The sequence below is a fragment of the Myxococcus llanfairpwllgwyngyllgogerychwyrndrobwllllantysiliogogogochensis genome (assembly GCF_006636215.1).
Taxonomy (GTDB): domain Bacteria; phylum Myxococcota; class Myxococcia; order Myxococcales; family Myxococcaceae; genus Myxococcus; species Myxococcus llanfairpwllgwyngyllgogerychwyrndrobwllllantysiliogogogochensis.
On sequence record NZ_VIFM01000073.1, the window covers coordinates 18,618 to 44,225 of the forward strand.

18 protein-coding genes are annotated in these 25,608 nt (G+C 69.9%); 10 read left to right on the forward strand and 8 right to left on the reverse strand.

Features of this window, described 5'->3' with window-relative positions; all coding sequences use genetic code 11:
• Positions 1–123 precede the first annotated feature (123 nt).
• Positions 124–1,557, reverse strand: coding sequence for a sigma 54-interacting transcriptional regulator (locus tag FJV41_RS19605; protein ID WP_174457055.1), 1,434 nt, complete (start codon positions 1,555–1,557; stop codon positions 124–126).
• Between the two features lie 78 nt (positions 1,558–1,635).
• On the opposite strand from FJV41_RS19605, the gene FJV41_RS19610 reads away from it, so the two are divergent.
• Together FJV41_RS19610 and FJV41_RS19615 are read left to right on the forward strand one after the other, a co-directional pair.
• Positions 1,636–2,637 (forward strand): ATP-grasp domain-containing protein, encoded by a 1,002-nt coding sequence (locus FJV41_RS19610; RefSeq protein ID WP_141644035.1) that lies wholly within the window; start codon positions 1,636–1,638, stop codon positions 2,635–2,637.
• Positions 2,638–2,799: 162 nt separating this feature from the next.
• Positions 2,800–3,471, forward strand: a complete 672-nt coding sequence (locus FJV41_RS19615; RefSeq protein ID WP_141644036.1) for a DsbA family oxidoreductase — start codon at positions 2,800–2,802, stop codon at positions 3,469–3,471.
• A gap of 52 nt (positions 3,472–3,523) precedes the next feature.
• Here the strand turns inward: FJV41_RS19615 and FJV41_RS19620 are convergent, their stop codons facing one another.
• Positions 3,524–4,507, reverse strand: a complete 984-nt coding sequence (locus FJV41_RS19620) for a hypothetical protein (protein ID WP_141644037.1) — start codon at positions 4,505–4,507, stop codon at positions 3,524–3,526.
• Positions 4,508–4,738: 231 nt separating this feature from the next.
• On the opposite strand from FJV41_RS19620, the gene FJV41_RS19625 reads away from it, so the two are divergent.
• From FJV41_RS19625 to FJV41_RS19635, 3 genes are all read left to right on the forward strand, one after another.
• Positions 4,739–6,034 carry a hypothetical protein gene (locus FJV41_RS19625; protein WP_141644038.1) on the forward strand — a complete coding sequence of 432 codons (1,296 nt, stop codon included), beginning with the start codon at positions 4,739–4,741 and terminating at the stop codon, positions 6,032–6,034.
• A gap of 175 nt (positions 6,035–6,209) precedes the next feature.
• Positions 6,210–7,073, forward strand: coding sequence for a carboxypeptidase regulatory-like domain-containing protein (locus tag FJV41_RS19630; RefSeq protein WP_141644039.1), 864 nt, complete (start codon positions 6,210–6,212; stop codon positions 7,071–7,073).
• Between the two features lie 164 nt (positions 7,074–7,237).
• Positions 7,238–9,634: an ATP-binding protein gene (locus FJV41_RS19635; protein ID WP_246137290.1), complete on the forward strand. Its 2,397-nt coding sequence runs from the start codon at positions 7,238–7,240 to the stop codon at positions 9,632–9,634.
• A gap of 3 nt (positions 9,635–9,637) precedes the next feature.
• Here FJV41_RS19635 and FJV41_RS19640 read toward each other — a convergent pair whose 3' ends face one another.
• Positions 9,638–10,720: a TolB family protein gene (locus tag FJV41_RS19640; protein ID WP_141644041.1), complete on the reverse strand. Its 1,083-nt coding sequence runs from the start codon at positions 10,718–10,720 to the stop codon at positions 9,638–9,640.
• A 25-nt stretch (positions 10,721–10,745) separates the two neighbouring features.
• Entirely contained in the window at positions 10,746–12,374 is a 1,629-nt protein-coding gene (locus FJV41_RS19645) for a golvesin C-terminal-like domain-containing protein (protein ID WP_141644042.1), read from the reverse strand.
• Positions 12,375–12,805: 431 nt separating this feature from the next.
• On the opposite strand from FJV41_RS19645, the gene FJV41_RS19650 reads away from it, so the two are divergent.
• Positions 12,806–13,543, forward strand: a complete 738-nt coding sequence (locus tag FJV41_RS19650) for a metallophosphoesterase (RefSeq protein WP_141644043.1) — start codon at positions 12,806–12,808, stop codon at positions 13,541–13,543.
• Between the two features lie 165 nt (positions 13,544–13,708).
• Complete coding sequence (locus FJV41_RS19655; RefSeq protein WP_141644044.1) at positions 13,709–14,290, forward strand: TIGR02265 family protein; 582 nt, start codon at positions 13,709–13,711, stop codon at positions 14,288–14,290.
• Here the strand turns inward: FJV41_RS19655 and FJV41_RS19660 are convergent, their stop codons facing one another.
• Both FJV41_RS19660 and FJV41_RS19665 read right to left on the reverse strand, forming a co-directional pair.
• Positions 14,291–15,328, reverse strand: coding sequence for a hotdog family protein (locus FJV41_RS19660; protein WP_141644045.1), 1,038 nt, complete (start codon positions 15,326–15,328; stop codon positions 14,291–14,293).
• 563 nt (positions 15,329–15,891) lie between these two features.
• Positions 15,892–17,817, reverse strand: a complete 1,926-nt coding sequence (locus tag FJV41_RS19665; protein ID WP_141644046.1) for a potassium transporter Kup — start codon at positions 17,815–17,817, stop codon at positions 15,892–15,894.
• A gap of 265 nt (positions 17,818–18,082) precedes the next feature.
• On the opposite strand from FJV41_RS19665, the gene FJV41_RS19670 reads away from it, so the two are divergent.
• Positions 18,083–20,791 (forward strand): sensor histidine kinase, encoded by a 2,709-nt coding sequence (locus tag FJV41_RS19670; protein WP_141644047.1) that lies wholly within the window; start codon positions 18,083–18,085, stop codon positions 20,789–20,791.
• 15 nt (positions 20,792–20,806) lie between these two features.
• Here the strand turns inward: FJV41_RS19670 and FJV41_RS19675 are convergent, their stop codons facing one another.
• Both FJV41_RS19675 and FJV41_RS19680 read right to left on the reverse strand, forming a co-directional pair.
• On the reverse strand, positions 20,807–21,352 hold the full coding sequence (locus FJV41_RS19675; protein WP_141644048.1) for a hypothetical protein: 546 nt from the start codon (positions 21,350–21,352) through the stop codon (positions 20,807–20,809).
• A 165-nt stretch (positions 21,353–21,517) separates the two neighbouring features.
• Positions 21,518–23,551, reverse strand: a complete 2,034-nt coding sequence (locus tag FJV41_RS19680) for a S9 family peptidase (RefSeq protein ID WP_141644049.1) — start codon at positions 23,549–23,551, stop codon at positions 21,518–21,520.
• A gap of 211 nt (positions 23,552–23,762) precedes the next feature.
• Here FJV41_RS19680 and FJV41_RS19685 point away from each other — a divergent pair, with 211 nt between their 5' ends.
• Both FJV41_RS19685 and FJV41_RS19690 read left to right on the forward strand, forming a co-directional pair.
• On the forward strand, positions 23,763–25,226 hold the full coding sequence (locus tag FJV41_RS19685) for a DUF4397 domain-containing protein (protein ID WP_141644050.1): 1,464 nt from the start codon (positions 23,763–23,765) through the stop codon (positions 25,224–25,226).
• Between the two features lie 108 nt (positions 25,227–25,334).
• A partial coding sequence (locus tag FJV41_RS19690) for an RCC1 domain-containing protein (protein WP_141644051.1) occupies positions 25,335–25,608 on the forward strand: 274 nt, incomplete at its 3' end.

A 25,608-nucleotide genomic window follows, 5' to 3' on the forward strand; every position in this document is an offset into this window, starting at 1 on the left:
AGACATACGTCAACTTGCCCGTCGCAAAGGGGCTGTCTCCCAGTCAGCGCTACAGGCCGGGCAGCGCGTGTGTCGCGTGTGTCACGGGAATCCCCCGGGGCGCGGCGACCCCAGGGGCGTGGATCAGCGTGATTTCATGCCCTTGGTATCGAGCTGATACTTCTTCACCAGCCGCTCGATGGACTTCCTGTGCAGGCCGCTCTCCCGGGCGGCGCGGGAGAGGTTCCCCTCGCAGCGGGTGAGGACGCTGGTGACGTACTCCCGCTCGAAGTTCTCCAGGAGCTGCTCCTTGGCGTCCTTGAAGGACAGGTGCTCGTTGAAGGGCAGCGGCCCCTCGCGGGCCTGCCCCCGCACCCGGGGCGGGAGACTGGCTGGCTGGATTTCTTCGCCCTCGCTGAACGTGAGCACGTGAGACAGGACGTTCATCAGCTCGCGCACGTTGCCCGGCCACGCGTAGGACATCAGCAGGCTCATGGACTCCGCGGAGAAGCGCTTCTTGCCGTGCTTGAGGACGACCTCCGGGTCCGCGAGGGCTTCCTTGAGGATGAGGGGGATGTCGTCGCGGCGCTGGCGCAGCGGCGGGAGCTGAATCGTAATCACCGACAGGCGGAAGTAGAGGTCCTCGCGGAAGTTGCCCGCCTGAATCTCCTTCATCAAATCCCGGTTGGTGGCGGCGATGACGCGGCAGCTCACCTCGATGACGTCGTTGCCGCCCACGCGGCGCACCTCGTGGTTCTCCAGCACGCGCAACAGCTTGGGCTGCAGGTCCAGGCGCAGCTCGCCCAGTTCGTCCAGGAAGATGGTGCCGCCGTGCGCGCGCTCGAAGGCGCCGGGGCGTCCGCTCACCGCGCCGGTGAAGGCGCCCTTCTCGTGGCCGAACAGCTCGCTCTCGATGAGGTTGGGCGGGATGGCGCCGCAGTCGAGCACCTCCATGGGCGACTTGTTGCGACCCGACAGCTCATGGATGGCGCGCGCCACCAGCTCCTTGCCGGTGCCCGTCTCGCCCTGGATGATGACGGAGACATCGAGCGGGGCGATCTTCTTGATGAGCCCGAATATCTGGCGCATCTTCATGCTCTGGCCGACCATGCCGCACAGCTCGCCGTCGCGGTCCGGCTCGATGGTGACCTCCTCATCGAGCGGCGCGAAGGTCAGCACGGACGAGCCCGCGCGAATCTGCGAGCCCGGTGAGAGATAGGCCCGCTCGATTCTGCGGCCGTCCAGGAACGTGCCGTTGGTGGAGCCCAGGTCCACCAGCAGATAGCCGCGCTCGGTGAACTGGATTTCGAAGTGGTGGCGGCTGGCAGTGCGGTCCTCCACGAGCACCAGGTCATTGCCCGGGTGCGCGCCGCAGCGCAGCCGCTCCTTGTCGCTGACGACGGAGCGTCCGGTGTCCGGTCCGGAGGCCACGGCCAGCCGACACTTGTGGAGCTTCACCGTGGTACGCGGGTCCACCACGAGCGTCTCTCCCAGCAGCGGAGAGTGGGCAAGGTCTAACCCGGCGGCATCTCCGGGGCTGGTGTGGATGTCGTCGGGATGCGGATCTGTCGCGCTCATCTGCGTTCGAGGATAGCAAACGCGAACCACGTCACCCGCCCCGTCCGGCGGTACATGGTACGCTCGGGTGCTCCGCCCATGTCTCCCCGAAAAATCCAGCAGAAGAAGGCCCCGGCCACGCCTGGGTCCCCGGCACCCGAGCGCCCCGCGCCGCGTCGTTCACGCGTGAAGAAGACGGTGGCCATCCTGTCCCGGAAGCGCTCGCTCTACTCGACACGCCGGTTGGTATCCGCCATTCGGGAGCGGGGCCACCGGCCGCTGGTGCTGGACACTCTGCGTTGCTGCCTGCTGCTCGCGCAAGGCGCACCGCGCATGACGTACCGCGGTGTGGAGATGAAGGGCGTGGACGTCGTCGTGCCGCGCATCGGCGCGTCCATCACCGCCTATGGGCTGGCGGTGGTGAATCACTTCGAGATGATGGGTGTTCCGGTACTCAACCCTCCGTCGTCCATCGCACGCAGCCGCGACAAGCTGCGCGCGCTCCAGTTCCTGTCGCGTTCCGGACTGGACATCCCGCGCACGGTGATGGCGCATGACCGCAGCAACGTGCGCCGGCTGGTGGAAGAGGTGGGCGGGCTGCCCGTCATCATCAAGCTCATCAAGGGCACGCAGGGCGTGGGGGTGATGATCGCTCACACGCTGCCGGAGGTGCAGACCATCCTGGACACGTTCTGGGACCTGGGTCAGGAAATCGTGCTCCAGGAGTTCGTCGCGGAGAGCGAGGGCCGCGACGTGCGCGCGCTCGTGGTGGGCAGTCGGGTGGTGGGCGCGATGCGTCGCAAGGCGAAGAAGGGCGAGTTCCGCTCCAACATCCACCGCGGCGGTGAAGGGCAGGCAATCGAGCTTCCTCCCGCGTACATGGAAGCCGCTGTGCGGGCCGCGAACATCATCGGCCTGGAGGTCGCCGGCGTGGACATGCTGGAGGGCCACGCGGGCCCCCGGTTGATGGAAATCAACTCCAGCCCTGGCTTCGAGGGACTGGAGGGCGCCACGGGACGGGACATCGCGGGAGAAATCATCGACCACGCGCTGGCTTACGCCGGGTCGAAGTCGGGTGGTCCGCAGGCCTTCGGAGAGTAGGCACGGAGGGCCGTGGAGGTTGCTCGCATGCCCTGAAGCAAGCGAGCAGCCTGGGCCACAGCTACCTCGCATGCTCCTCAGGAACACAGGAATGCATTCAGCGGCCGAGTGTCATGGGGAGTTGGCAGCAGCGCGGCGTGGCCTCTAATCTGGCGGCCCCCCATGAAAACGCTGCACAAGCCGCTGCAGATCACCGTGTACCAGGATGTGTTGTGCTCCTGGTGCTATCTCGCCGACCTGCGCCTGGACGTCTTGCGCCAGGAGTTGGGCGAAGCCGTCCGCTGGAGCGTGAGGCCTTATCCGCTTCGCGTGCACGATGTGCTTCCCACGGAGCGCGAGAAGCGCGGCCTCGTGGAAGAAGTGCAGCGCGCGCAACGCGAGTCGGACCAGACCGCTCCGCTGTTGTCCACGGACCTGTGGCTGGGTGGAGACCCACCGCGCAGCAGCGTGCCGGCACTGGCGGCGCTCGAGGCCGCGCGACTCCAGGGACCGCAGGCGCGCGCCTTCCTCGCGCGGGCCATGCAGCGCGCCGCGTTGGAGCAGGGCGTCAACGTGTCGCGCCCGGACGTGGTGTTCGAGCTGGCGTCGCGCGTGGGCCTGGCGATGAACGAGTTCTCCGCCGCGTTCCGCTCCGAGGAGACACGCCGGCTCATCCTGGATGAACACCGCGACGCGACGGGCCGCGGCGTGCGCGGCGTGCCCACGCTCGTCATCGGCGGGCGGTGGATGCTGTGCGGTCTGCGCGAGCTGACCGAGTACCGCGAGCACATCCTGGCCTGCATGGGCCGGGTGGCCACGCCCCGCTCGGGTTCCTCCGAGCGGCTGGTGCACTGACGCACGTCCCGCACCGGGGCCCGCATCCCTTCGCGGGCCCCGACGAGCGACGTCAGACTTCTTCCGCGCCCTTGCTGAGCGACAGGTAGAGGCCGGCGAGGAGCAGTTGGAAGAAGGCCAGGGCGGGGATGCCCGGCAGACAGCACAGGAAGATGCCCACGATGAAGATGACGGCGCCGATGAACATGGTGCCGAGCATGCCCATGCGCTGCCCCTGAGCGGCGGCGAAGCAGCGCTTCAGCGTCTCCACGGGACCCGGGTTCTCCGCATCCACGAGCGCCGGCTGCATGAGCACCAGCGGCATGACGAGCCAGAGCCCAGGGAAGATGTAGAGCCCGATGCCCACCACGAACATCACCACGTAGACATGCGTGGGCGCGTTCGACATCGCCGCTTCGACCGCCGCCGCCGAGTTCCCCACGTCGAGCGGTATCCCCGTCATCCCGAGGAACACCGCGAGCGCGGCGCCGAAGCAGAGGATGATGACGGGGAGCATCACCGCGAACGACAGCAGCAGGGTGAGCAGGTAGGGCACCAGCTTGGAGAACTGCGAGAACATCCGCCCCAGGTCGGCGCGCTGGCCCTGGAGCACGTCCAGGCACATGCGGGTGATGCCGAGGGTGCCCATGCCCTGGATGACCCACGACACCACGGTGCCCACGATGACCATCAGCACGGTGACGGTGGTGCTGCCCGACAGCCCGCCGATGAAGGACAGAATCTGCGAGACGAAGCTGCCCACCATCGCGGCCGCGAAGAAGAGGATGGCGCCCACGCTGAGCATCACCCACTCGCGCTTGAACCGCTCCCAGCACACCTCCAGCAGCCCGCCAATGGACCAGTTGTGGCGGTCCAACGGGAAGGCCTGACCCAGGCCCTCGCGCTCACGGCAGGTGGGACAGTGCACCTGCGTGCCGCCCTCGCTGCACGTGTCGCACATGAAGTTGCCGCAGCGCGTACAGGTCCGCTGCGCGACGTGATCCGGGTGCAACGGGCACATCGCCCCCCTGCCCCGACCAAAATCCGATTCCGACATGGGTGCCCTTCTCCTCGCGCGACGGGTCCAGAAAGCCCCGGCGCTCGCATCGCGCTCACACCGCACCTACACCAGCCGGCACGGTGTTCACCAGGGCACACCCCCGGTTAAAGAGGGAGCAGGCGGGCAAGAAGGAGTCCGGCGTGAATTTCCTCCCGGGCCGCCCGTCTTCAGCCCGTGGTCGCGAAGAGGGACTGGCTGGAAGTGCCCTTCGCACGGGAGACTCGTCACATGCGCCGACTGCTCGCACTCGCCATCCCTCTTGCCCTGATGATGGGGACGGGCTGCTACGCCCACTATCACGGCCCCGCCGCCCGCCGCCCCGTGGTGGCGGTGGTGGACTACCGGTTCTCGGGCGACCACCCCATTCCGGACCACGACGGTGGCGGCTGGTGCCCGTACGACCACGTCCACACGCACGGCTACCGCCCGGCCGAGACGCACTACGTCTACACGGACGACGTCTACTACTACCAAGGGCCGACGATGGTCTGGTACTGGGACTTCCACCTGGATCCGCTCGGGGCGTCGTGCGGCCTGCACGGGCGTCACTCGCACGACTACTACCCGAACGCGGGCCGGGCGTACCGCTGGGAGCGCAACCGCGGCTACGTGTATGACCGGACCCACGCCGCCTCCGCGGGCTACGGCTACAGCCGGGCCAGGTCGCGCCCCGCTTCTCGCGGCTCCGTGTCTCGCAACGACGACCGTCCCTCGAACCGGCCTCCTCCCTCCGGAACCGGCTGGGGCACCCAGCCTCCTCGCGGCGGCTCCCGGTACGACGGGGACAACAACAACGGCGGCGGCTGGGGCGGCGGGAACAACTCGGGCGGCAACAACGGCGGTGGTTACGGCCGGGGCAACAGCGGGCGGGACAGGGATGATGACCGCGGCGGCTCGCGTCCCGGGCGCGGCCAGGGGCGAGACCGCGATGACGACAACAACGGCGGTGGCTGGGGCAGCTCCGGCGGCGGCAACAACGGCGGCTACGGCAACAACGGCGGGACGCCTCCGAGCGGCAGTGGCTCCGGCGGTGGCAGCTCCGGTGGCGGCTACGGCAACAGCGGCGGTGGCAGCTCGGGTGGTGGCAGCTCCGGTGGTGGCGGGTACAACGGCGGGACTCCTCCGAGCGGCAGTGGCTCCGGTGGCGGCAGCTCCGGTGGTGGCAATGGCCGAGGCAATCGCGACAACGACAACGACCGCGGAAACAGCAGCAACGGGAGCAGCAGTGGCAGCTGGGGCAGCGGTGGCGGACGCGGGAGCAGCAGCGGTGGAAGCAGCGGTGGAAGCAGCAGCGGCGGAAGCAGCGGTGGAGGAAGCAGCAGCGGCGGCTGGGGCAGCGGTGGCGGACGCAGCAGCAGCGGCAGCAACAGTGGCGGGACCAGCGGCGGAGGCCGGAGCTCCGGTGGAAGCTGGGGCAGCGGTGGCGGCAGCAGCGCCCCGAAGAGTTCGGGTGGCGGCTCGTCGGCGCCGGGTGGTCGCGGTGGTTCCAGCAACTCCAAGGACAACAAGGGCGGCTGGCGCTGAGCCCACGGGCGGCACCCCCGCCCTCCAAAGCTGATGGATTTCCGACACCGGGCTGCGTCCCTCGTGCTTCCCAGGCGAGTGACGGCCCGGTGTCTGTGTTTGCGGCGTCGGACAGGGGACGGAGCGTTCGCGGGCGGATTGCCGCTCGACGGGGGCATGGAAATGTTGCCGACCGATGAAGCGCCCAATCCTGCTGGCCTCCTGTGTACTTCTCGGGCTCGTGTCGTCCGGCTGCGGCTCCGGCGGACCTGCTCCGGACCCCGGCTTCCAGACCGAGGACGCCGAGTCGGTGGACCTGGACAACCTCCGCATCCGCGTCAGCGGGCAGGCGCAGGTGCTGCCCGAGGCCGCGCGACTGCTCACGTCCCTGGGACAACCGGTGCCCTCGCTCGGCGGCATGCCCGTCGCCATCGAGGAGCCGCTGCGCGTGGCGGTGAATGACCTCAATGCGACGTTCGGCACGGGCGCCATCGCCGAAGACGGCGCCTTCGCCGTGGCGGAGGTCCCCGTGCGCGAGGTGCACCAGGGGCTGGCCGTGGGACTCAACGGCCCGGGCTTCGTGCGCACCGTCACCGTCGTCTACGACAGCGTCTTCACCGGCGCGCGGCCTCGCACGGATGTCATCGAAGCGAGCGCCTGGGCCCTGCCGGAGCAGTTCCACGACGCGCTGTGCACGGCCATGGGTGAACCGCTGCTGCGCGGCCACACGGAAGACCGGGCCCGCACCCTTCGCGACGCGGGCTTCGCGCTGGGCCGCGTCGTCGACGAGAACGGCCAGCCTCGCGCCGGCGTGCGCGTGGTGCCGGACCGGAGCGAGCTGACGGAGCGCATCTACTACCCGACCTCGGACCTGAACGGCGTCAACCAGGCGGGCACCTCCGCGGAGGGCCTGTTCCTCTACGTCCACACCGCCGGGGACGCGGAGACGTTCCGGCTGGGCGTGGAGGGCGTGGACACCTACGTGGCTCGCAACGTGGCGGTCGCTCCCGGTTGGGGCCTGGTGCTCACCCTGTACCCCGGACTGCATCCGCCACCGTGAGCGGCGCTCAGGCGGGCACCCTGCCCCGCCGTGCGACGCGCGAGGGGACGCGCATGCGCATCCATGTCCCGGACAGGTGCGTGAGGAACGAGGCAGCGGGCCGCCGCGCGTGACACGGCCGCCCACCCTTGGCGGAAGCACCCGTGCGTTCCGGGGGGACGCCGATGAATCGGACCTGGAGGGCCCAGTCCCGCAGCCAGGCCATGGCCCGCGCGCTCGCATGGGTCGCGGTGGCGGGCGCGCCTCTGCTGGGGCTGCTCTCGCTCGCCGGCTGGGCCGTCTTCGCGCACTCACCGTGGCCAGAAGCCGCGGGCATGCCCATGACAGCGCCACGGACGGGCGTCGCGCTGGTGCTCGGAGGCGTGGCGCTCGGTCTGTACCTGCCCACCCGCCCCTCCCGCGCGCGCCGACGACTGTCCTCCCTCTGCGCGGTGGGCATGTGCCTCATCGCCTGCATCAGCCTGCTGCAAGAGGTGGCGGGCCTGCCACCGGCGCTGGAGTCCTTCCTCGCGAGGACCTTCGGTGTCCTCAGCGCGACGATTCTCCCCTCCCCGCTCACGCCCCTCAGCGTGCTGTTCCTGGGCAGTGCCCTGCTGCTACCGGACCGCGCCGGGACTCGACAGGTGTGGCGGGACGCGCTCGTGGTGGCGGCGCTGCTGGTCGCGCTGCTGGGCTTCAATGGACTGCTGCTCGGTCCGCTCTTCGCGTCGGGCGGCGAGTCCCTTCCCCCCAGGCGCGGCATGGGCTTGTACACGGCGCTGGGGGTACTGCTGCTCGGCGTGGGCCTGCTCTGCGCGCGGCCGGAGCGGGGCCTCGCGGGGCGAATCACGCGGGACACGCTCGGTGGGTTCCTCGCGCGTCGGCTCGTGCCCGTGGCAATCCTGGGGCCGTCGCTCCTGGGCGCGGCCCTGTCGCTGCTCAGCCTGGAGGGGATGCTCGGTCGCGAGGCGAAGCTGCCCATCTTCGCCACCTTGTTGAGCGCGGGCGGCGCCGTGCTGGTGCTGCTGTCCGCGCGGGCCCTGGACACGCTGGAGGCGGGACGTCGACGCGCCACCGCGGCGCTCGAGGCCTCCGAGGCTCGCTACCGGGGACTGCTGGAGACGACACCGGAGCCGCTGTTGATAGTGGACCCGGAGGGGCTGCTGCGCTTCGTCAACACGGAGGCGGAGCGCGTGTTCGGCCATCCGCGCGAGTCACTGCTGGGCCGCGAGGTGGAGCTGCTCGTGCCAGAGGGGCTCTTCGGCGGACGCAGCCTGGGGGGCCTGTCGAATGCCCGCGCCATGCATGGCCTGCGCGCCGATGGCACCCGGGTGCCCCTGGAAGCACGCCTGCGCCAGGTTCCCGGCCCCGAGGGTGGCAGCCTGCTCGCCGTGCTCCGCGACGTCACCGAACGGGAGCGGGCCACCGACCGCCTGCGAGCCGCCCACGAGGAGGCGGAGGTGCAGCGCGGTCTGCTCCAGGCCGTGCTGAATCACGCACCGGTGGGTGTGCTCTTCATCGACCCGGAGCAGGGCACCCTGGTGTCGAACCCCTTCGCGGAGACCTTGCTCGGGCCGCTTCCGGCGCGAGCGAAGCGCGGCTCGTACCTGAGCCGACTGCGCCATCCAGACGGACGTCCCATGAAGATGGAGGAGCTGCCTTCGAGCCGGGCGGCGAAGAGTGGAGAGGTGGTGGGCCCGGTCGAGGTCCAGCTCGTGCGCCCGGATGGAAGGACGACCCCCGTGCTCATCACCGCCGCGCCCGTGCTCGGGCCGCAAGGCGAGCAGCGCGGCGTGGTCGTCACCGGCCATGACCTCACGCCCCACCGCGAGCTGGAGCGGCTGCGCGAGGAGTACGTGAGCCTCATCTCCCATGACCTGCGCAACCCGCTGCAGGGCATCACCCTGCGAGCGAGCATGCTGCTGCGCGCACTGAAGGAGCGTCACCTGGCGCGCGAGGAGCTGCTCACGGATGCCATCCTCCGCAACGTGGCGTGGATGAGCTCCATGATTGAAGAGCTGCTGGAGGGCTCGCGCCTGGAGTCCCGCCGCATCGAGCTGCGCCGCGAGCGGACGGACGTGGCGCGCTTCCTCGAGGACGTGCTGGAGCGGGACGTCCCTCCGGACCTGCGCGAGCGCTTCCGCCTGGAGGTGACGACGCCGCTGCCCATGACCTGGGTGGACGCGCGACGCCTGGAGCGGGTGCTGTCCAACCTGCTGGGCAACGCGGCCAAGTACGGCCCACCCGACAAGCCCGTGGTGGTGCGCGCGTCGTCTCGCGAGGGCTGGGTCGTGGTGTCGGTGCGAGACGAAGGCCCGGGGCTCGCACGCGAGGACACCGAGCACGTCTTCGACAAGTACTACCGGACGCGACAGGGCAGCGCGTCCGACACCCAGGGCCTGGGGCTGGGGCTCTACATCTGCCGGCTCATCATCGAAGCGCACGGCGGCCACATCTGGGTGGAGAGCGAGCCGGGCCGGGGCGCCACCTTCTGCTTCAGCGTGCCCACGGCCCCCAAGGACCCCGCGAGCCCGGAGCCGCCTCTTCTTCCAGAGGGGCCCGGGTCGAAGGGAATCACTTGAGACCTAGCGGCGCGCCGCCCAGCGAGGAAGCCAGTCCGGCGCCTTCGCGGTGGTGAGCCGCGTCTGGCCGCTGCCATCGGCGCGCATGAGGTACACGTCCGTGTTGCCCTCGCGCTCCGACGTGAAGGCCAGGTACTTCCCGTCGGGGCTCCACGCCGGCATGTCGTCGCGGTGCGTTCCGTCCGTCAGCGCCACCGGCGCGCCTCCCGCCACCGGAACCATCCAGAGGCGACTGAGTCCCTCGGGCGCGCGGCTCACGTAGACCAGCCGCTGTCCGTCCGGGCTGAAGGCCGGCTCGCGCTCGTCGCCGGAGAAGCCGCTCCCCGACACCGCGCGCAGGTCCGAGCCATCCGGGCGCACCAGGTACAGCCGCTCCTTGTCCTCCCGGTCGCTGACGAAGACGAGCCACTGTCCATCCGGACTCCACAGCGGAGAGCGGTCCTCGCGGTGGAAGGCGGTGAGACGCCGCTCCTCCGTGCCGTCCGCCTTCGTCACGTAGATTTCAGGGTCGCCCTCGCGACTGCACACGAAGGCCACTTCCTTGCCGTCCGGCGAGATGGAGGGTTCGAAGCAGCCCTCCTTCACTTGCGTCAGCCGCACCTCCGGCGCGCCCTCGCGCGGCTCCAGGCGCACCAGGTCGCTGAAGCCCTGGGCATCCGACTCCGCCACGAGCCACGAGCCATCCGGCGCCCAGCTCGCGTTGCGCGCCCGGGCCCGGGGGGCATGCAGCGGCACCGCGTCTCCACCCGCGAGGGGTTGGACTCGGAGCTGCTGGAATTGAATCCCGCCCTGCTCGCGCACGGCCACCACCAGCAACGACTTCCCGTCCGGAGACACCGGGCCGGGGTAGTCGTCCTCGGGGCCTCGGGTGATTTGCGTCTCCGTCCCGTCGGGACCCACCTGCCACACGTCCTTCTGTCCCGCCCGCTCCGACAGGAAGACCACGACGCCCGGAATGGCGCGTGCCTCCTCCTTCGACAGCGGCCCGGCGCCCGACGCCCCGCCACACCGGCCGGAGCATCCGACACCGAGCACGGCGAGCGCGGCAAGACTCCACCGCGCTCGCCACGGCCAGGAACGCGGCATCCGTTCTCGGCCTTGCTTCCTCACGTCATCGCACCCGGATGGCGTCCGCCATGACGACGTAGCCTTCGGTGGCCCAGCGGCTGAGCTTCACCTGGTTCCAGCCCGCGGCGAAGCTGTACGTGCCCAGGGCGACCCACGCGCCGCCGTTGGCCTGCTGGTTCACCGTCACCGTGCTGTCGCCACCCGTGTGGCTGATGATGAACGGCGCCGCCGCAGAGCGGTTGGTGCCGGCCACCCACCACCCGTCGATGGTCTTCGTGCCCGCGGACGCCATGTAGAAGTTGAACACCACCGGCTCGGAGATGGGCTGCGTGGAGGCGTAGTAGTAGCCGCTGCCGTAGTAGCCCGCGCTGGTGCCCGCCGCCCACGACGCCGGCACGTCCGTGCGCGCCTTGGTGGAGTCGTTGTTCGCGTTGTGGCTGTCCACGATGATGGTGCCCGTGGGCGTGCCGCCGTCACCGCAGTAGCTCTTGATCTTCGAGATGTAGCTGCTCCACGGCCAGTTCGGACCCGGGTCGGTGCGCGAGGACGGCTGGAGCCGGCCGTGCGCGACGATGTGGTAGCTGTCGCGGGTGATGCCCTGTCCCTTGGTGATGTCGCAGGACAGCTTCGCCGACGCGTCAATCTGGCCCGCCGGGAAGGACGACTGGCTGGCGAAACCGCCGTGCTCGATGCCCACCGAGAAGTGGTTCACCGACACGCCGTTGAGGCCGCAATCCACGTTGCCGTTCAGGCTGCAGGCGTAGCTGGCGCCCACGTGCCAACCGCGGCTCGACTCGCGAACGAGCTGCGAAATCTCGCTGCCGCTCTCGTTGACGACGTAGTGCGCGCTCACGCCCGACGCGGAGTTGACCAGCCAACCCCAGCACCCGGCGTAGCCACCTTCACACGTGTGGATGACAATCATCGACACGTTGGTGCCCGCGGGACGGGCGTTGAAGTTGGGCGACGCGCGCCAGATGGAGGCCGCGTAGTCCGGGCCCGCCGCCAGCGCCTGCATCTTCGGCAGGGCGAACTTCGCCTCCACCTGGGCGCCGTCCAGCGACACCGCCACCTTGCCCTCGGGAGTGAACGCGCCCGCGCCCTCGCGCAGCGCCGCGTACACGTCATTGTGGATGTAGTGCGCCTGCACGTCCGGGTCGGTGATGTCCGTCAGCTGCACGGCGACCGGCGCCCACGCGCCCAGGTCCGTCCGGTCGATGCCCGCCTCGGTGGCGTACTTCGACAGCAGCGCCGCGCCAGCGCGCAGGTTGGCCAGCCGGTCGTCACGCACGGCCTCGGCGGAGACACCCGCCAGCGCCGCGCCGTCCGTCACCTTGGCGCCGCGCAGGGCCAGCAGACCGAACGCCGCGGGGCGGCCCTCGAACTCCTCTTCACCCTTCACATGCTCCCAGCGCGTCTCCGTATAGGAGATGGCCTTGAGCAGGCTCACCGGAACGTCGAACTCCTTCGCCGCTTGCGCGAACAGCGCGTCCAGCTCCGTCGGCGTACGACGGGCCGCGTCCGCGACCGCGCGGGCCGCGTCATCCGCCGCGCCCGAGGGGACTTCCGTGGAAGCCGGGGGGGCCTCCTGCGGCGCCTCTGGCTGCGGTCCGCAGGCAGACAGGGCCAGGGCCGCGGCGGTGGCCGCGAACGTCTTGAACATCACGTGCATGGGGAGCTCCTTCGAGGGGGGTCAGCAGCTCTTCGGTCCGCCCCCGTCCACGGGAGCGGCGCAGCGCGGTCCGGTGAGCAGCATGCATGCCAGCCGCTCAATCCCCGCTTTTCACCCCTTCGCGCCCCCCAAGGTGGAGCATCCATGCTCCACCTCTCCACCCTCCGCCCCATTCCGAGAAATCCAACTGAACATTTCAACCCGTTGAAATGACGAGCACGCCCACATCGGACCTACTTCCACTCACCCCCCGAATGGCCGCCATTGTCGCAGTGGCGCATTTCGAGACAGCCCCGGCGTAAACTGATTTTACGATAATTCTCGTATTCCTCGTCTTTTCGCATCGGGCCGGATTGAGGCTGGAAGACAGGGGGGCGGGGGCACGTGGAGTTCAGGGGCCCGGCGGTCGAATCATCCGCTATGAGGGGTGCATGCGGCTCTTCGGCATCGGCGACACCCATCTGCCCTCCACGCGACAGAAGGACATGCATCGCTTCGGATGGACGGACCACCCGCTTCCGCTCCAGCGCGCGTGGGACGACATGGTGCGGCCGGACGACGTGGTCATCGTCGCGGGAGACATCTCCTGGGCGACGCGCGCGCACGAGGTGATGGACGACCTGGCATGGCTGGACGCGAGGCCGGGGCGCAAGCTGCTGGTGCGCGGCAACCACGACTACTGGTGGGGAGACTCGGCGTCGAAGCTGCGCAAGCTGCTGGAGCCGTTCCGCACGCTGGAGGCGTTCCTGCACAACAGCGCGGCGGTGATGGGGCCGTGGGTGATTGCCGGCACGCGGCTGTGGACGGCGCCCGAGGCGCCCCCCATGCCCGGCGGAGAGATGGGCGACGAGCCCGTCAACGACGGCTACGTGGAGCGGGAGACGCGCAGGCTCGCGGTCTCCATCGAGGACGCGAAGAAGAAGGAAGCGGCCAGCCCCATACCTCTGGTGCGAGTGGCCGCGGTGCACTTCCCTCCGCTGTACGCGAACGAGAAGCCCACGGCGTTCAGCGAGCCGATTGAAGCGTTCAAGCCGAAGGTCTGCGTGTACGGCCACCTGCACTCGACGGGAATCCCGGCGGGGTTCACCGGGGAGCGCGCGGGGGTGCGCTACGTGCTGGCGTCGTGCGACGCGGCGGGTTTCAAGCCGATGCTGCTCGACGAGGTGTGAGCGGGAGGCGACCTGGAAGGGAGGCGGCGGGCACCGGACGTGTCGAGTCGCCTCGCGACAGCGGATGCTCGCGCGAAGGGCCCTTCGCCTGCGTCCGCTCTGGCAGTGAGGCTAAGCTGAGCACGCTTCCGTCATCGGGGCCCGGACCGGAGCAGGAGCCGAGACATGCCGTCCAACAAAGCCGAGCTCGCCGCGCGCCTCGCGGCCACGCAACCTGGCGACGCGGTACGCGGACTGTTCTTCAAGGCGGTGTTCAGCCTCGTCCAGCAGAAGGCCGGACTGGCCACGCTGGAGAAGCTGCGCGTGGGAGACCTGGCGAAGGACTACTCCGACCTGCGCACCTATCCGGTGCAGGAGTTCATCAACCTCCTCTATGTCGCGGCGGACGCGCTCGAGCAGGAGATGGGGACCGAGAACGCCGTGTACCACGCGTGCGGCGAGTCCAACGTCACGCGCTACTCCACCGGCCCGGGGATGCTCATCTTCGGCATCATCTCCCGGGGAGACCCACAGAAGCTCTTCTCCGGGGCGCAGATGGGCTACAGCGCGGCCGTCACGTACGGCACCCGCGAGTATGTGACGACGGGGCCCAAGTCCGGCACGTTGCGCGTCCGCCGGGACATGCTGCCGCCCGCGTATCACGAGGGCATCCTCACCGGCGCGCTGAAGGTGCTGGGGCTCAAGGGCACGGCGAAGGCCCATCCGCAGGGCATCGACCGCGTGGACTACGACATCACGTGGGAGTGATTACTCCACGCGCTCGAAGGTGACGTCGAGCTCGGCGACGACGCGCTCGCCCACGGAGGCCTGGCAGGTGAAGACGTGGTCGGCGCCGTCGTGCGAGCGGCGCGCCGCGCCGAACACCACCGTCTGACCGGCGTACGCGAGGCTGTCCGCCTTGAGGTTCACGTTCTTGGCGAGCACGCGGGCCCAGGGCGCGCCTTCCAGCTTGCGCAGCAGCGTGGTCGCGACGCGCGTCATGCCGCTGGCGACGATGGCCACGGGCATCACCGGGTGCAGGGCGAAGTGGCCCTTGCACATGTCCACCGTCACGGGGCCCAGGGACGCGGTGAGGCTCTCACCGTCCGGGCGCCAGTCGCGCAGGGCCAGCGCCTTGCCGTACGGGTTCTGCCGCAGCCGCGCCCACTCCTCGGGGGTGCGCTGCACGTTGTCCTCGCGACGGGGCTCGCGGCGCATCTCCACCCGGGCCTCGCCGAACAGGCGGGTGAAGGCGGCGGCGGACAGCACGTTGTAGTCCACCTCCAGGCGGAACACCGGGGTGCCGTCCGGCGCGGACAAGAGCGTGCGCGCCGTGGCGGTGCGCTTGCCCGTGAAGCTCGCCTGCGCCAGGCCCCAGAGCAGGTCCGTGGAGCGCGCCATCGGCTCGCGGCGCAGCCACTCACCGCGCGCGCCACACGCCAGGTAGAAGTGCTGGCCGTCCTTGGGCGTCACCAGCGCCGCGGCGCAGGAGCCGAGAATCGCCATGTGGCGCCCCGCCTCCGCGATGCCGATGAGGCCCGCTTCCGCGTCCGGGTCCTGCTGCACCGGGATGCGCGCCACCACTTCGCCCTGCCCCATCACCGTCACGTCCTTCAACGCGAAGTACGGGTCTCGCACGCAGATGCGCGGGTAGAGCTCCTGCGCGCTCAGCACCGTGTGCGGCGCCAGGTTCGACCAGTCGCGCAGCGGCTGTTCCGTCCAGGGCGTCACCACCGACGACGACGCGGAAGACGACAGACCGGAGGAGAGGATCGAGGCGGCGGCGTGGGGGGCGACGTCGAGCATGGTGGCTGACCTCAGTTCGGACACAGGGTTGTGCGCGACACCTGAAAGCACTGTAACCGAGCAGGCTTCCGCCAGTACAGAAATATTTCTGTCTGGTGAAAACATTCTCGCACCTGAGGGCCAGTTGTTGCCTGTGCGGCGGTAATTTTATGTCCCAGCAGGACAAAATCACCGATTCCGTGTCACCAGGAGTGTGTCGAAAGACACCCAGAACCCACACACAACGCGAAGCGTCAGAGCTCGCATGGGGTTCAACTCACCCCATTATCGCCCGAATCGTCGCCGTGTTTCCGCAGAGTTACACCGTCACTGAGCACTCAGACGCAGTGCGTCTTTCCGGACACCGTAGGGAAAGTGATGGTGGACCGGCAGGATTCCAGTCCAGGCACCCATTCCAGGCCGGTGGAGGCCTTTTCCAGCGGGCGGGGGTTTTCCGCCGGGGGAATTTCCGGGGCATTTTCCGCCCGGGGCCTCACCAGTCGGGAGGCTCCAGGGCCGGAGCGACACCTGGAAGGAAGCCCGGCCCTCCGGGAGACGAAGGGCCGGGAAACCGCGGGCGTCGGCTACAGCTCCACCTGACTGCCCAGCTCCACCACGCGGTTGGGTGGAATCCGGAAGTAGGCGGTGGCGCTGCGGGCGTTGCGGCTCATCCACGCGAAGAGCGCCTCGCGCCAGACGGCCATGCCGGGCCGCTTGGTGGGAATCAGCGTCTCCCGTCCCAGGAAGAAGCTGGTGCCCATGAGCTGGAACTGGAGCCCCTTCTCCCGGCAGCGCTTGAGCACGTCCGGGATGCTGGGGTTCTCCATGAAGCCGTAGGTGGCGACGACGCGGACGAAGCCCTGCTCCAGGGGCTCCACCTCCACGCGCTCGGCCGCGGGGATGTGGGGCACGTCCTCCGACTGAATCGTCAGCAGCACCACCTGCTCGTGCAGCACCTTGTTGTGCTTCAGGTTGTGCAAGAGCGCCGGAGGCGTGCCGTCCGCGTTGCCCGTCATGAAGATGGCGGTGCCCGGCACCCGCACGGGCGGGTGGTCGCCGAAGCTGCCCAGCAGCTCCTTCAGGGGGATGCTGGAGGCGCGCAGCTTGGCGGCGAGGATGTCGCGCCCGCGCTTCCACGTGGTCATCAGCGTGAAGACCATGACGGCGAGCAGCAGCGGGAACCAGCCGCCGTCCGCCAGCTTCATCGCGTTGGCGCTGAAGAAGGCCAGCTCCACCGTGAGGAAGACGCCCGCCACCGGAATCGCCAGCTTCCGGCTGACGCCCCAGCGCTCGCGCGCGACGACGTAGGCCATGAAGGAGGTGATGACCATCGTCGTGGACACGGCGATGCCGTACGCGGACGCCAGCGCGCTGGAGGAGCGGAACGTCAGCACCAGGGTGAAGACCCCCGCCATCAGCGCCCAGTTGATACCCGGCAGATAAATCTGGCCCATCTCCTCCGCCGAGGTGTGAACCACTTCCATGCGCGGGCTGTAGCCCAGTTGCATCGCCTGGCGCGTCAGCGAGAAGGCCCCGGAGATGAGCGCCTGCGAGGCGATGACACCCGCCACCGCGGACAGCGCCACCAGCGGGTACAACAGCCACGACGGGGCCAGCAGGAAGAAGGGGTTGCGCGCGGCGCTCGCGTCACGCAGCAGGAGCGCCCCCTGCCCCAGGTAGTTGAGCATCAGCGCCGGCAACACCACGAAGAACCAGGCCCGCTTGATGGGCTTCCACCCGAAGTGGCCCATGTCCGCGTAGAGCGCCTCGCAGCCCGTCACCACGAGGAACACGCCGCCCAGCACGAGGAAGCCATGCCAGCCGTTGTGCACGAAGAGCATGAAACCGTGCGTGGGAGACAGCGCGCCCAGCACCGCGGGGTTGTGCACCAGCTCCTTCACGCCCAGCGCCGCCAGCGTGAAGAACCACACGCACATCACCGGACCGAACACCGCGCCAATGCCCGCCGTGCCGTGCCGCTGCACCAGGAAGAGCACCACGAGGATGGCCAGGGTGATGGGGACGATGAACGGCTCGAACACGGGCGTGGCCACGCTGAGGCCCTCCACCGCGCTGAGCACCGTGATCGCCGGGGTGATGAGGCCGTCGCCATAGAGGAGCGCCGCGCCGAAGATGCCCAGGGTGATGAGCACCGGCCGGGCCGTGTGCGCCTGCTGTCCCTTCTGCCGCTGCATCACCAGCGCCATCAACGCGAGGATGCCGCCCTCGCCCCGGTTGTCCGCCCGCATCACGAAGATGAGGTACTTCACCGAGACGATGATGAGCAGGGACCAGAAGATGAGCGACAGCACCCCCAGCACATTCTCGGGCGTGGGGTGGATGCCGTGCGGGCCGGTGAAGCACTCGCGCAGCGCGTAGAGGGGGCTCGTCCCGATGTCGCCGTAGACGATGCCCAGGGCCCCGAGGGCCAGGAGTGCCGTGCGCTTGAAGGTGTCGGGGCCTTCCCGAACCGCTTCGCCGCCCGGTACTCCGGTGGTGGTGGCTTTCACGGCCCTCCCTTTAGCCGAACCCCCAGGAGGAGCAATGGACGCGGAGACCACCTCCGTGGATTCGAACGCTCGGGTAGGTCCATGTACGACTAAATAGCCTTCGCCTGCCTCCACCCTTCGGTGTGCGACGGAGCGTGCGTCCAGAACGAACAGTCAGACCCGGGCGTATGTTGGTTGGCCATGGCGGAGGGCCCGTGGGGGCGTCGGGGGAATCCCCGGGGACTGCTCTCTCGTGCTCCCATGCTGCCTCGGGGGCACAAGGACCATGTCAGCATCCCGATACGGAGACGCGCGGCACTTCGGGGCCCACGCCCCGGAGGTGGAAGAGCGGCTGGCCCTGCTGGCGGAGGCGTCGCGGGTGCTGGCCGATGCCAGCCTGGAGCCTCCCGCCGTCATGGACCGCCTGTGCGCCCTGGTGGTGCCGCTGCTCGGCGCCGCCTGCACGCTGCGGCTCTTGTCCGAGGATGGACTCTGGCTGCGCACCGTGGCCTCGGCCGCCTCCACCCCCGAGGCGCGGCTGCTGTTCCAGACGCTCAGTCCTCCCGCGGTGCGCGCGGACGAAGGCCCTTCTCATGAGGTGCTGCGCACGGGCGAGGCGCTGTGGGTGCCCGACTCGGACCCGAAGGAGCTGCGCCGCCTGGTGCCCCCGCAGCAGCATGGGCTGCTGGCGGACTTCCCCTTCACCCGGCTGATGGTGCTGCCGCTGCGCGCGCGCGGACGGAGCCTGGGCACCCTCACCGTGTGGAAGGACCCGGCGGCGGCGCAGCCCGTCGAGGCCGGAGAGCAGTTGCTGCTCCAGGAGCTGGCGGACCGCGCCGCGCTCGCGCTGGACATCGCGCGCCTGTACGCGGCGGAGAAGCAGGCCCGGCAGGCGGCGGAGGTCGCCGCGGGTCGACTGGCGAGACTCCAGCGGGTGACGGCGGAGCTGTCCCAGGTGCTCTCGGCGGAGCGCGTGGCGGAGGTCATCGTCGAGCAGGGCGTGGAGGCGGTGGGCGCTGCGCGCGGCGCGCTGTGGCGGCTGGAGGCCGGGAACGCGCGGCTCCTGAGGTGCACGGGCTACGAGGACCCCCGGTCCTTCATGGAGGCCTTCGGTGTGCTGCCCCTGGAGGGACGCACGCCCATGACGGAGGCGCTGCTGGAGGCGCGCCCGGTGTGGCTGGAGTCACCCGAGGAGCTGTCGGACCGCTATCCCGAGGTGGACGAGCAGCGTCACCGCGTGGTGCGCAAGCCCGCGCCCGCGTCGGTGTGCCTGCCGCTGCTCGTGGAGGGCCGCGCGCTGGGGGTGCTGCTGTTCGCCTTCTCCGAGGCGCGCGTCTTCGACCCGGACGAGCGCGCCTTCCTGGAGCTCCTGGCCCACCACGGCGGGCAGGCGGTGGCGCGAGCGCGACTGCTGGAGCAGGAGCAGCGCTCCCGCGCGGAGCTGGCCGAGGCCAACGAGCGACTGGCGGCCATCATCCAGGCCTCCCCCGCCTCCATCCTCCTGGTGGACATGGACGGCACGGTGCGGATGTGGAACCCGGCCGCGGAGCGCATCTTCGGGTGGAAGGCGGAGGAGGTGCTCGGCACCGTGCTGCCGGTGGTGCCCGAGGGCAAACACGAGGAGTTCCGCCGCAACCTCGAGAAGGCCGGCCGGGGCGAGTCGCTGGGCGGCGCGGTGATGCACCGCAAGCGCAAGGACGGCACGCCGCTGCAGGTGGCGCTGTGGACGGCGCTGGTGCAGCCCGCCGCCGGCGGCCCGGAGCAGGTGCTGAGCATGGCGGTGGACGTCACCGAGCGGCAGCGCAGCGAGGCCGCGCAGCGCTTCCTCGCCGAGGCGGGGGGAGTCCTCGCCACGAGCCTGGAGCAGGAGGAGACACTGGAGCGCGTGGCGCAGTTGGCGGTGCCGTCCTACGCGGAGTGCTGCGGCCTGTTCCTCGCGGACGAGGACGGCGCGGTGAAGTGCGTGGCCGCGGCCCATGCGAGCGCGGAGTATCACGCGATGGACGGACAGCCCTCGCCGGGCCTGCTCGTCGTCGCCCGGGTGGTGGCCTCCGGCGAGGCGGAGCTGCGCACGGGGCTGAGCGAGGACGCGCCGGAGTGCGTGCGTCCCCCCGACGCGGGCGGCTGCTGCGCGTGGCTGTGCGTGCCGCTCCAGGTGCGGGGACAGACGCTGGGGGCGCTGAGCTTCGTCACCTCTCGGCGGGACTACGACGCGCAAGACCTGGCGCTGGCGCAGGAGCTGGCACGCCGCGCGGCGCTCGCCATCGACAACGCGCGCCTGTACCGCGAGGCGCGTCAGGCCATCCGGCTGCGCGAGGAGTTCCTCTCCATCGCCAGCCACGAGCTGAAGACACCCATCAGCGCGCTGCAGCTCCAGGTGCACAGTCTGCTCACGAGCCTGAAGCGCTCACCCTCTGGCGTGACGCCGGAGCGACTGGAGCGCGCGCTGGGCGTCGTGGACCGACAGGTGAAGCGGCAGACGCGGCTCATCCACGAGCTCCTGGACGTGTCCCGCATCAGCGCCGGGCGCCTGGAGCTGAGCCCGGAGCCGTTGGACCTGGTCATGCTGGTGCGCGAGGTGGTGGAGCGCTTCGAGCCGGAGCTGGAGCGCACGGGCACTCGACTGGAATTGCAGCTGGCGCCGGAAGCAGCGGGGCTCTGGGACAAGTTGCGAATCGACCAGGTGCTGACGAATCTGGTGAGCAACGCGATGAAGTACGGGCGCGGCAACCCGGTCCTCGTGGTGATGACGACGGGCGAGGCCACGGTGCGCTTGGAGGTGCGCGACGGCGGCATCGGCATTGGCGAGGAGCACCTGTCGCGGCTGTTCCACCGCTTCGAGCGCGCCGTGTCCGAACGCAACTACGGCGGCTTCGGCCTGGGCCTGTGGATTTCGCGCCAGATTGTGGAGGCCATGGGCGGCCACATCACCGTGCGCAGCGAGCTGGGCGTGGGCTCCACCTTCAGCGTGGAGCTGCCACGCACGCGCGGCTGAGGCCGCGCCCCGGACTCACAACGCCAGCAGCAACAGGGTGACCTTCTCCTCGGGGCTCGCCGCGAGGAACTCGTCCGGCAGCCAGACCTCCGACTCGGGCACCGTCGCCATGTCGCAGCTGCGCTTGCCCGCGTAGGAGCGCCCCGGCTCCCGCGCCTTCAGCCGGTACGTGCAGTCCCGGATGTAGATTTTCATCTCGTCCGGGGTGAGCTTCACGCTCGCCGGACGCCCACCGAAGCCGCCCTCGGCCTCCAGCGTGTCGCCGTCCCGCTTCACCTTGAGGTTCACCAGGGCGCTGCCCAGCGAGCCCCTCACCTCGCCGTCCTTGAGCTTCACGTCCACGACGCCCAGGTACGTCCGCCCCCGCAGGCCACCGGGTGTCCGCGCGACCTGGAAGTCCTGGCCCGTCACCTCGTCGGCCGTCATCACCAGGTTGTACTGCTCACGAGCGATTCGCAGGTTGATGGCGTCCTGCTTGGGCGCGGATACCGCGGCCCCCGCCCCCAACACCACCGCCGCCACCAGCACACCCCGCCGCAGCGGGCTCAGAAAGCGTTTCATCGGGAAAGCTCCTTGGCCTGGATGACCAGTCCATGAACGTCACTCTGTGCACCGCATACCGCGACGCCATGCGCCGTGACGCAACCCCCCGGATTTGCATTCAACGCGAGCAGCCACGCGGCCTGCTCGCTCCTCCCCCAGGGGTACGCCTGTGTCGCCCCTCGCCTACTTCGTGCCCGTGGCCTCGGGACTCCGGGGCGCGCCCAGGTGCTTCTCGAAGAACATCATCGTCGTCATCTGCGCGGAGTCGCGGTTGGCCTTCTTCTGGAAGCCGTGGCCCTCGTCGGTGGCCAGCATGTACCAGACGTCCGGTGAGCGCTGGCGCACCGCCTGGACAATCTGCTCCGCCTCCGACTGCGGCACGCGCGGGTCATTGGCCCCCTGCTGCACGTAGAGCGCCGCGCGAATCCTGGCCACCGAACCCAAGGGGGAGATGCGCTCCTGCACCTTGCGCACCGCCGGGTCTCGCTCGTCGCCGTACTCCGCGCGCCGCAAGTCACGTCGGTACGCCTGCGTGTTCTCCAGGAAGCTGGGCAGCGAGGAGATGCCCACCACGTCCACCGCCGCCTTGAAGCGCTCCGGATAGAAGGCCACCGACGCCAGCGTCATGTAGCCGCCGTAGGAGCCGCCGGAGACGCCCACGCGCGAGGCATCCAGCTCCTTGCGCGAGGCGATGAAGTCCAGCGTCGCGCCGATGTCCGCGAGGCTCTGCTCGCGCTTCACGCCGTCATCCATGGCCCGGTACGCCTTGCCGTAACCCTCCGAGCCGCGCACGTTGGGCACCAGCACCGCCATGCCCAGCTCCGTCGTGGCGAACTGCGCGAAGGTGCTGAACAAGGGCAGGCTCTGCCCCTCCGGACCTCCGTGGAAGCTGACGATGACGGGCACCTTTCCCGTCGCGCCACGGGGCAGGTAGAGGAACGCCGGCACCTGCACGCCGTCCGTGGACGGGTAGCGCACCAGCACCGGTTCCACGAAGGTGTTCGTGTCCAACCCGCCCACCTCCGAGCGCGTCCACCGCGTCGGCTTGCGCGACTTCAAGTCCACCGTCCACACGTCCATGGGGCTCTTCGCGTCCCCCACCGTCAGGGCCAGCAGGTCCGAGCGCTTCAGCGGGAAGCTGATGCCGAACGCCACGCCCTTCGGCAGCGAGTCCAGAGGCGCCAAGGCCTTCGTGCGCGTATCCAGCAGCGACACCTTGGTGAAGCCGTCTTCGTTGAAGGCGACCGCCAGCTTGCGGCCATCCGGCGACAGGGCCAGGTCCGTCACGTTCCACTTCACGGCCTTCGTCAGCGACTCCGGCGCGGCGGTGAGCGGCGCCTTGTCCAGGTCCACCCGGTACAGCTCCGCGAAGTCGCTGTAGCGGTCCGTCGCCAGGTACACGCTCTTGCCGTCATGCGCGAAGACGACGGAGGTGATGCCGCCCTTGCCCTCCTGGGGCGTGATTCGCTGACGCGCGCCGGAGGCCACGTCCACCACGTACAGGTCCGCGTCGTCGACGGCGCGCTCCTGCGCCACCAGCAGCTTCGCGCCGTCGTTCGAGAACGCTATCGGCGCCCAGGAGCCCTCCAGCTCCGTGAGGCGACGGGCCTGACGCGGCTGCGCGGTGGGCGCCACGTACACGTCCGTGTCCTTGCCGTTGCGGCCCGTGCCGCCGTACGCCAGCCACCGCCCATCCTGGGAGACCTTCACGTCCGAGTGCCGGCTCTTCCCATCCGTCAGCAGCTCCGAGCGCCCTGTACGCCTGTCCAACCGGAACACCTGGAAGAACTCCCCACCGCCCTTGTCCTGAAGGAAGTAGATGACGTTCGAATCCCCGGGCTGGAAGAGCGCCCTGTTGATGGGCTCCCTGGCGAAGGTGAGCTGCGTGCGCGCGCCCATGGGCATCTCCACCAGGTGGAGCTGATTGGTGTCCGCGAAGCGCGTGGTGATGAGCAACTGCTTGCCGTCATCACTGGTGTCCAGGAGCGCCGCGGAGCGGGCCTCCAGGTACTGCTCCATTCGCTGACGGAGCGCCTCCGGCACCGTCGGCACGTTGCTCACCCACAGGTTCGGCTGCCCGGGCAGCGGTGCGATTCCTGGCACCTGCGAGGGCTTGCTGGCGGAGGCCTGGGCCTTGGGGGCCTGTGCCGCCGGAGCGGGCGCGGGCGCCTGCGCGGCGAGCAGGGACACGACGAGAGGAAGCAGTCCAGGGTTCATGGTGCGCGCACGCTAGCAGCAGCGCTCCGGCTGTCGCGCCCGCGCTGCGTCATTCCACCACCTGCCCGGCGACTGCTCGCGGGTGGACAGTCATTCGACGCACCGTGCCGGACACACGGTACCAACCAGGTTTCACGGCTCGTTCCGTAAGGGCCCTCCGAAGACACGGTCGCGCTCCCCATGGGCGACGACCACACCCCTGGAGTGGAACATGACGAAGAGCCCTTGGAGTCGTCATCGCAGCATCACCGCGGCGCTCGCCGCCACGCTGTCCACGCTCGTGGCCTGCGGCGAGGACGAGACGCCGCCCGACCAGACGCCGTCCAACCAGGCGAAGCTGCGCGTCATCCACGCCTCATCGGACGCCCCCGCCGTGGACATCTACGCGGAAGGCCAGTCCACGCCGCTCTTCACCAACGTGAAGTACGGTGACGCCACCGCCTACGCCACCGTGCCGGCGGGCACGTACAACGTCCAGGTGCGCGCGGCGGGAGCGCTGGCCTCGTCCGCGCCCGTCTACTCCACCGGTCCGCTCGTGCTCGGCACGGGCCACACCGTGAGCGCGGTGGCCGCGGGGCTGCTCGCCTCCACCGACGCGACGAGCGCCTTCCGCGTGCTGCCCCTCACCGAGGGGTTCACCCCTCCCGCCGACGGCAGGACGCGGGTGCGCATCGTCCACGCGGGCGCGGACGCGCCCACCGTCTCCATCGACGTGGGGGATGACGGCTCCTCTGAAATCACCGGCCTGCAGCGCTTCCAGGACACGGGGGCCACGGGCGTGGAGCTGCCCTCCGGCCAGGCGCTCCAGGTGGGCATCCGCGCGGCCAACCAGCGGGTGACGGCCTTCACCGTGCCCGCCCTGCCCTCGCGTGGGGAGGTGTTCGTCATCGCCACCGGACAGCTTTCCCAGAAGCCGAGCGCCGCGGGGGGCTTCGGCCTGCTGGCCGCGGGTGTCGGACTGGTCCGCCAGAATCCCGTCGTCTATGCGCTTCACGCTTCGCCGGACGCGCCCGCCGTGGACCTCTTCCTGGGCAACACGGAACTTGTGAACAACCTCGCCTTCGGCCAGCTCTCGGCTTCCCTCCAGGTGCCTCCTGGCAGCTACACGCTGGACTTCTTCGCCTCCGTGCACGGCGGCACGCGTCCCGCGGGTGCCCCCGTCGCCTCCCGGACCACGCCCGCGCTGGTCGCCGGGGAGTCCTATCTGACGGTGGCCTCGGGCTTCCTCAGTCAGGACCTGGCGGACCCGACGGGCGCCCCCTTCGAGCTGCTCGCGTTCTCCGAAGGCTTCACCGCCGATGCGAGCAACGTGCGGCTGCGGCTGGTGCATGCCTCGCCCGACGCGCCGATGGTGGACGTGTCCCCACTGGAGGGTGGGCTCGTCCCGGCGCACGCGGCCTACAACGACGTTCCCTATCGACTCGCCTCCGCGCCGGAGGGCCTGTCGCTGCCCGACCTCAAGGTGTACGTGGGCGTGGCGGCCTCGGCGGCGTCCAGTCGCTCGCCGACGGCGCGCTTCCAGGTGCCCTTCGGGTTCTTCGCGGGCCGGGGCGTCTTCGCGGTGGCCGCGGGCGCCCTCTCCCCCAGGCCTGGCATCGATGCGGGCTTCCGGCTGGTGACGGTGGACACGAGCACTTCACCGTGGAGCGCACTCAATCTCTTCCCGCTGCCGTAACGTTCCCCTGGCTCATTCGTTCAAGAAATACCCTGTTCAAAGGGCGGGCGCCGCGGAGCCACTTTCTCCGCGGCGCCCGCCTGTCTCTTTTCTTGAGAGTCGAGTCCCATGAAGCGTCGCGTTGGCATCCTCGTGCTGCTCCTCGCGTCGACCAGCGCGTGCCTGGACCCCATCCGGAGCACCACGGCCGAGGACTGCGACGAGGACGTCGCCGCGTGCCCCGACACCGACACCGAGCAGCGGGGTCTGGCCCGGCAGGTGTCGGTGGGCAGCCTGCACGCGTGCGCGCTGCTGGAGACGGGCGGCGTGCGGTGCTGGGGCGGAGTCGGGCTGGTGGGGGATGGGACGCGCGCGCTGCGGGCCCAGGCGGTGGACGTGCGGG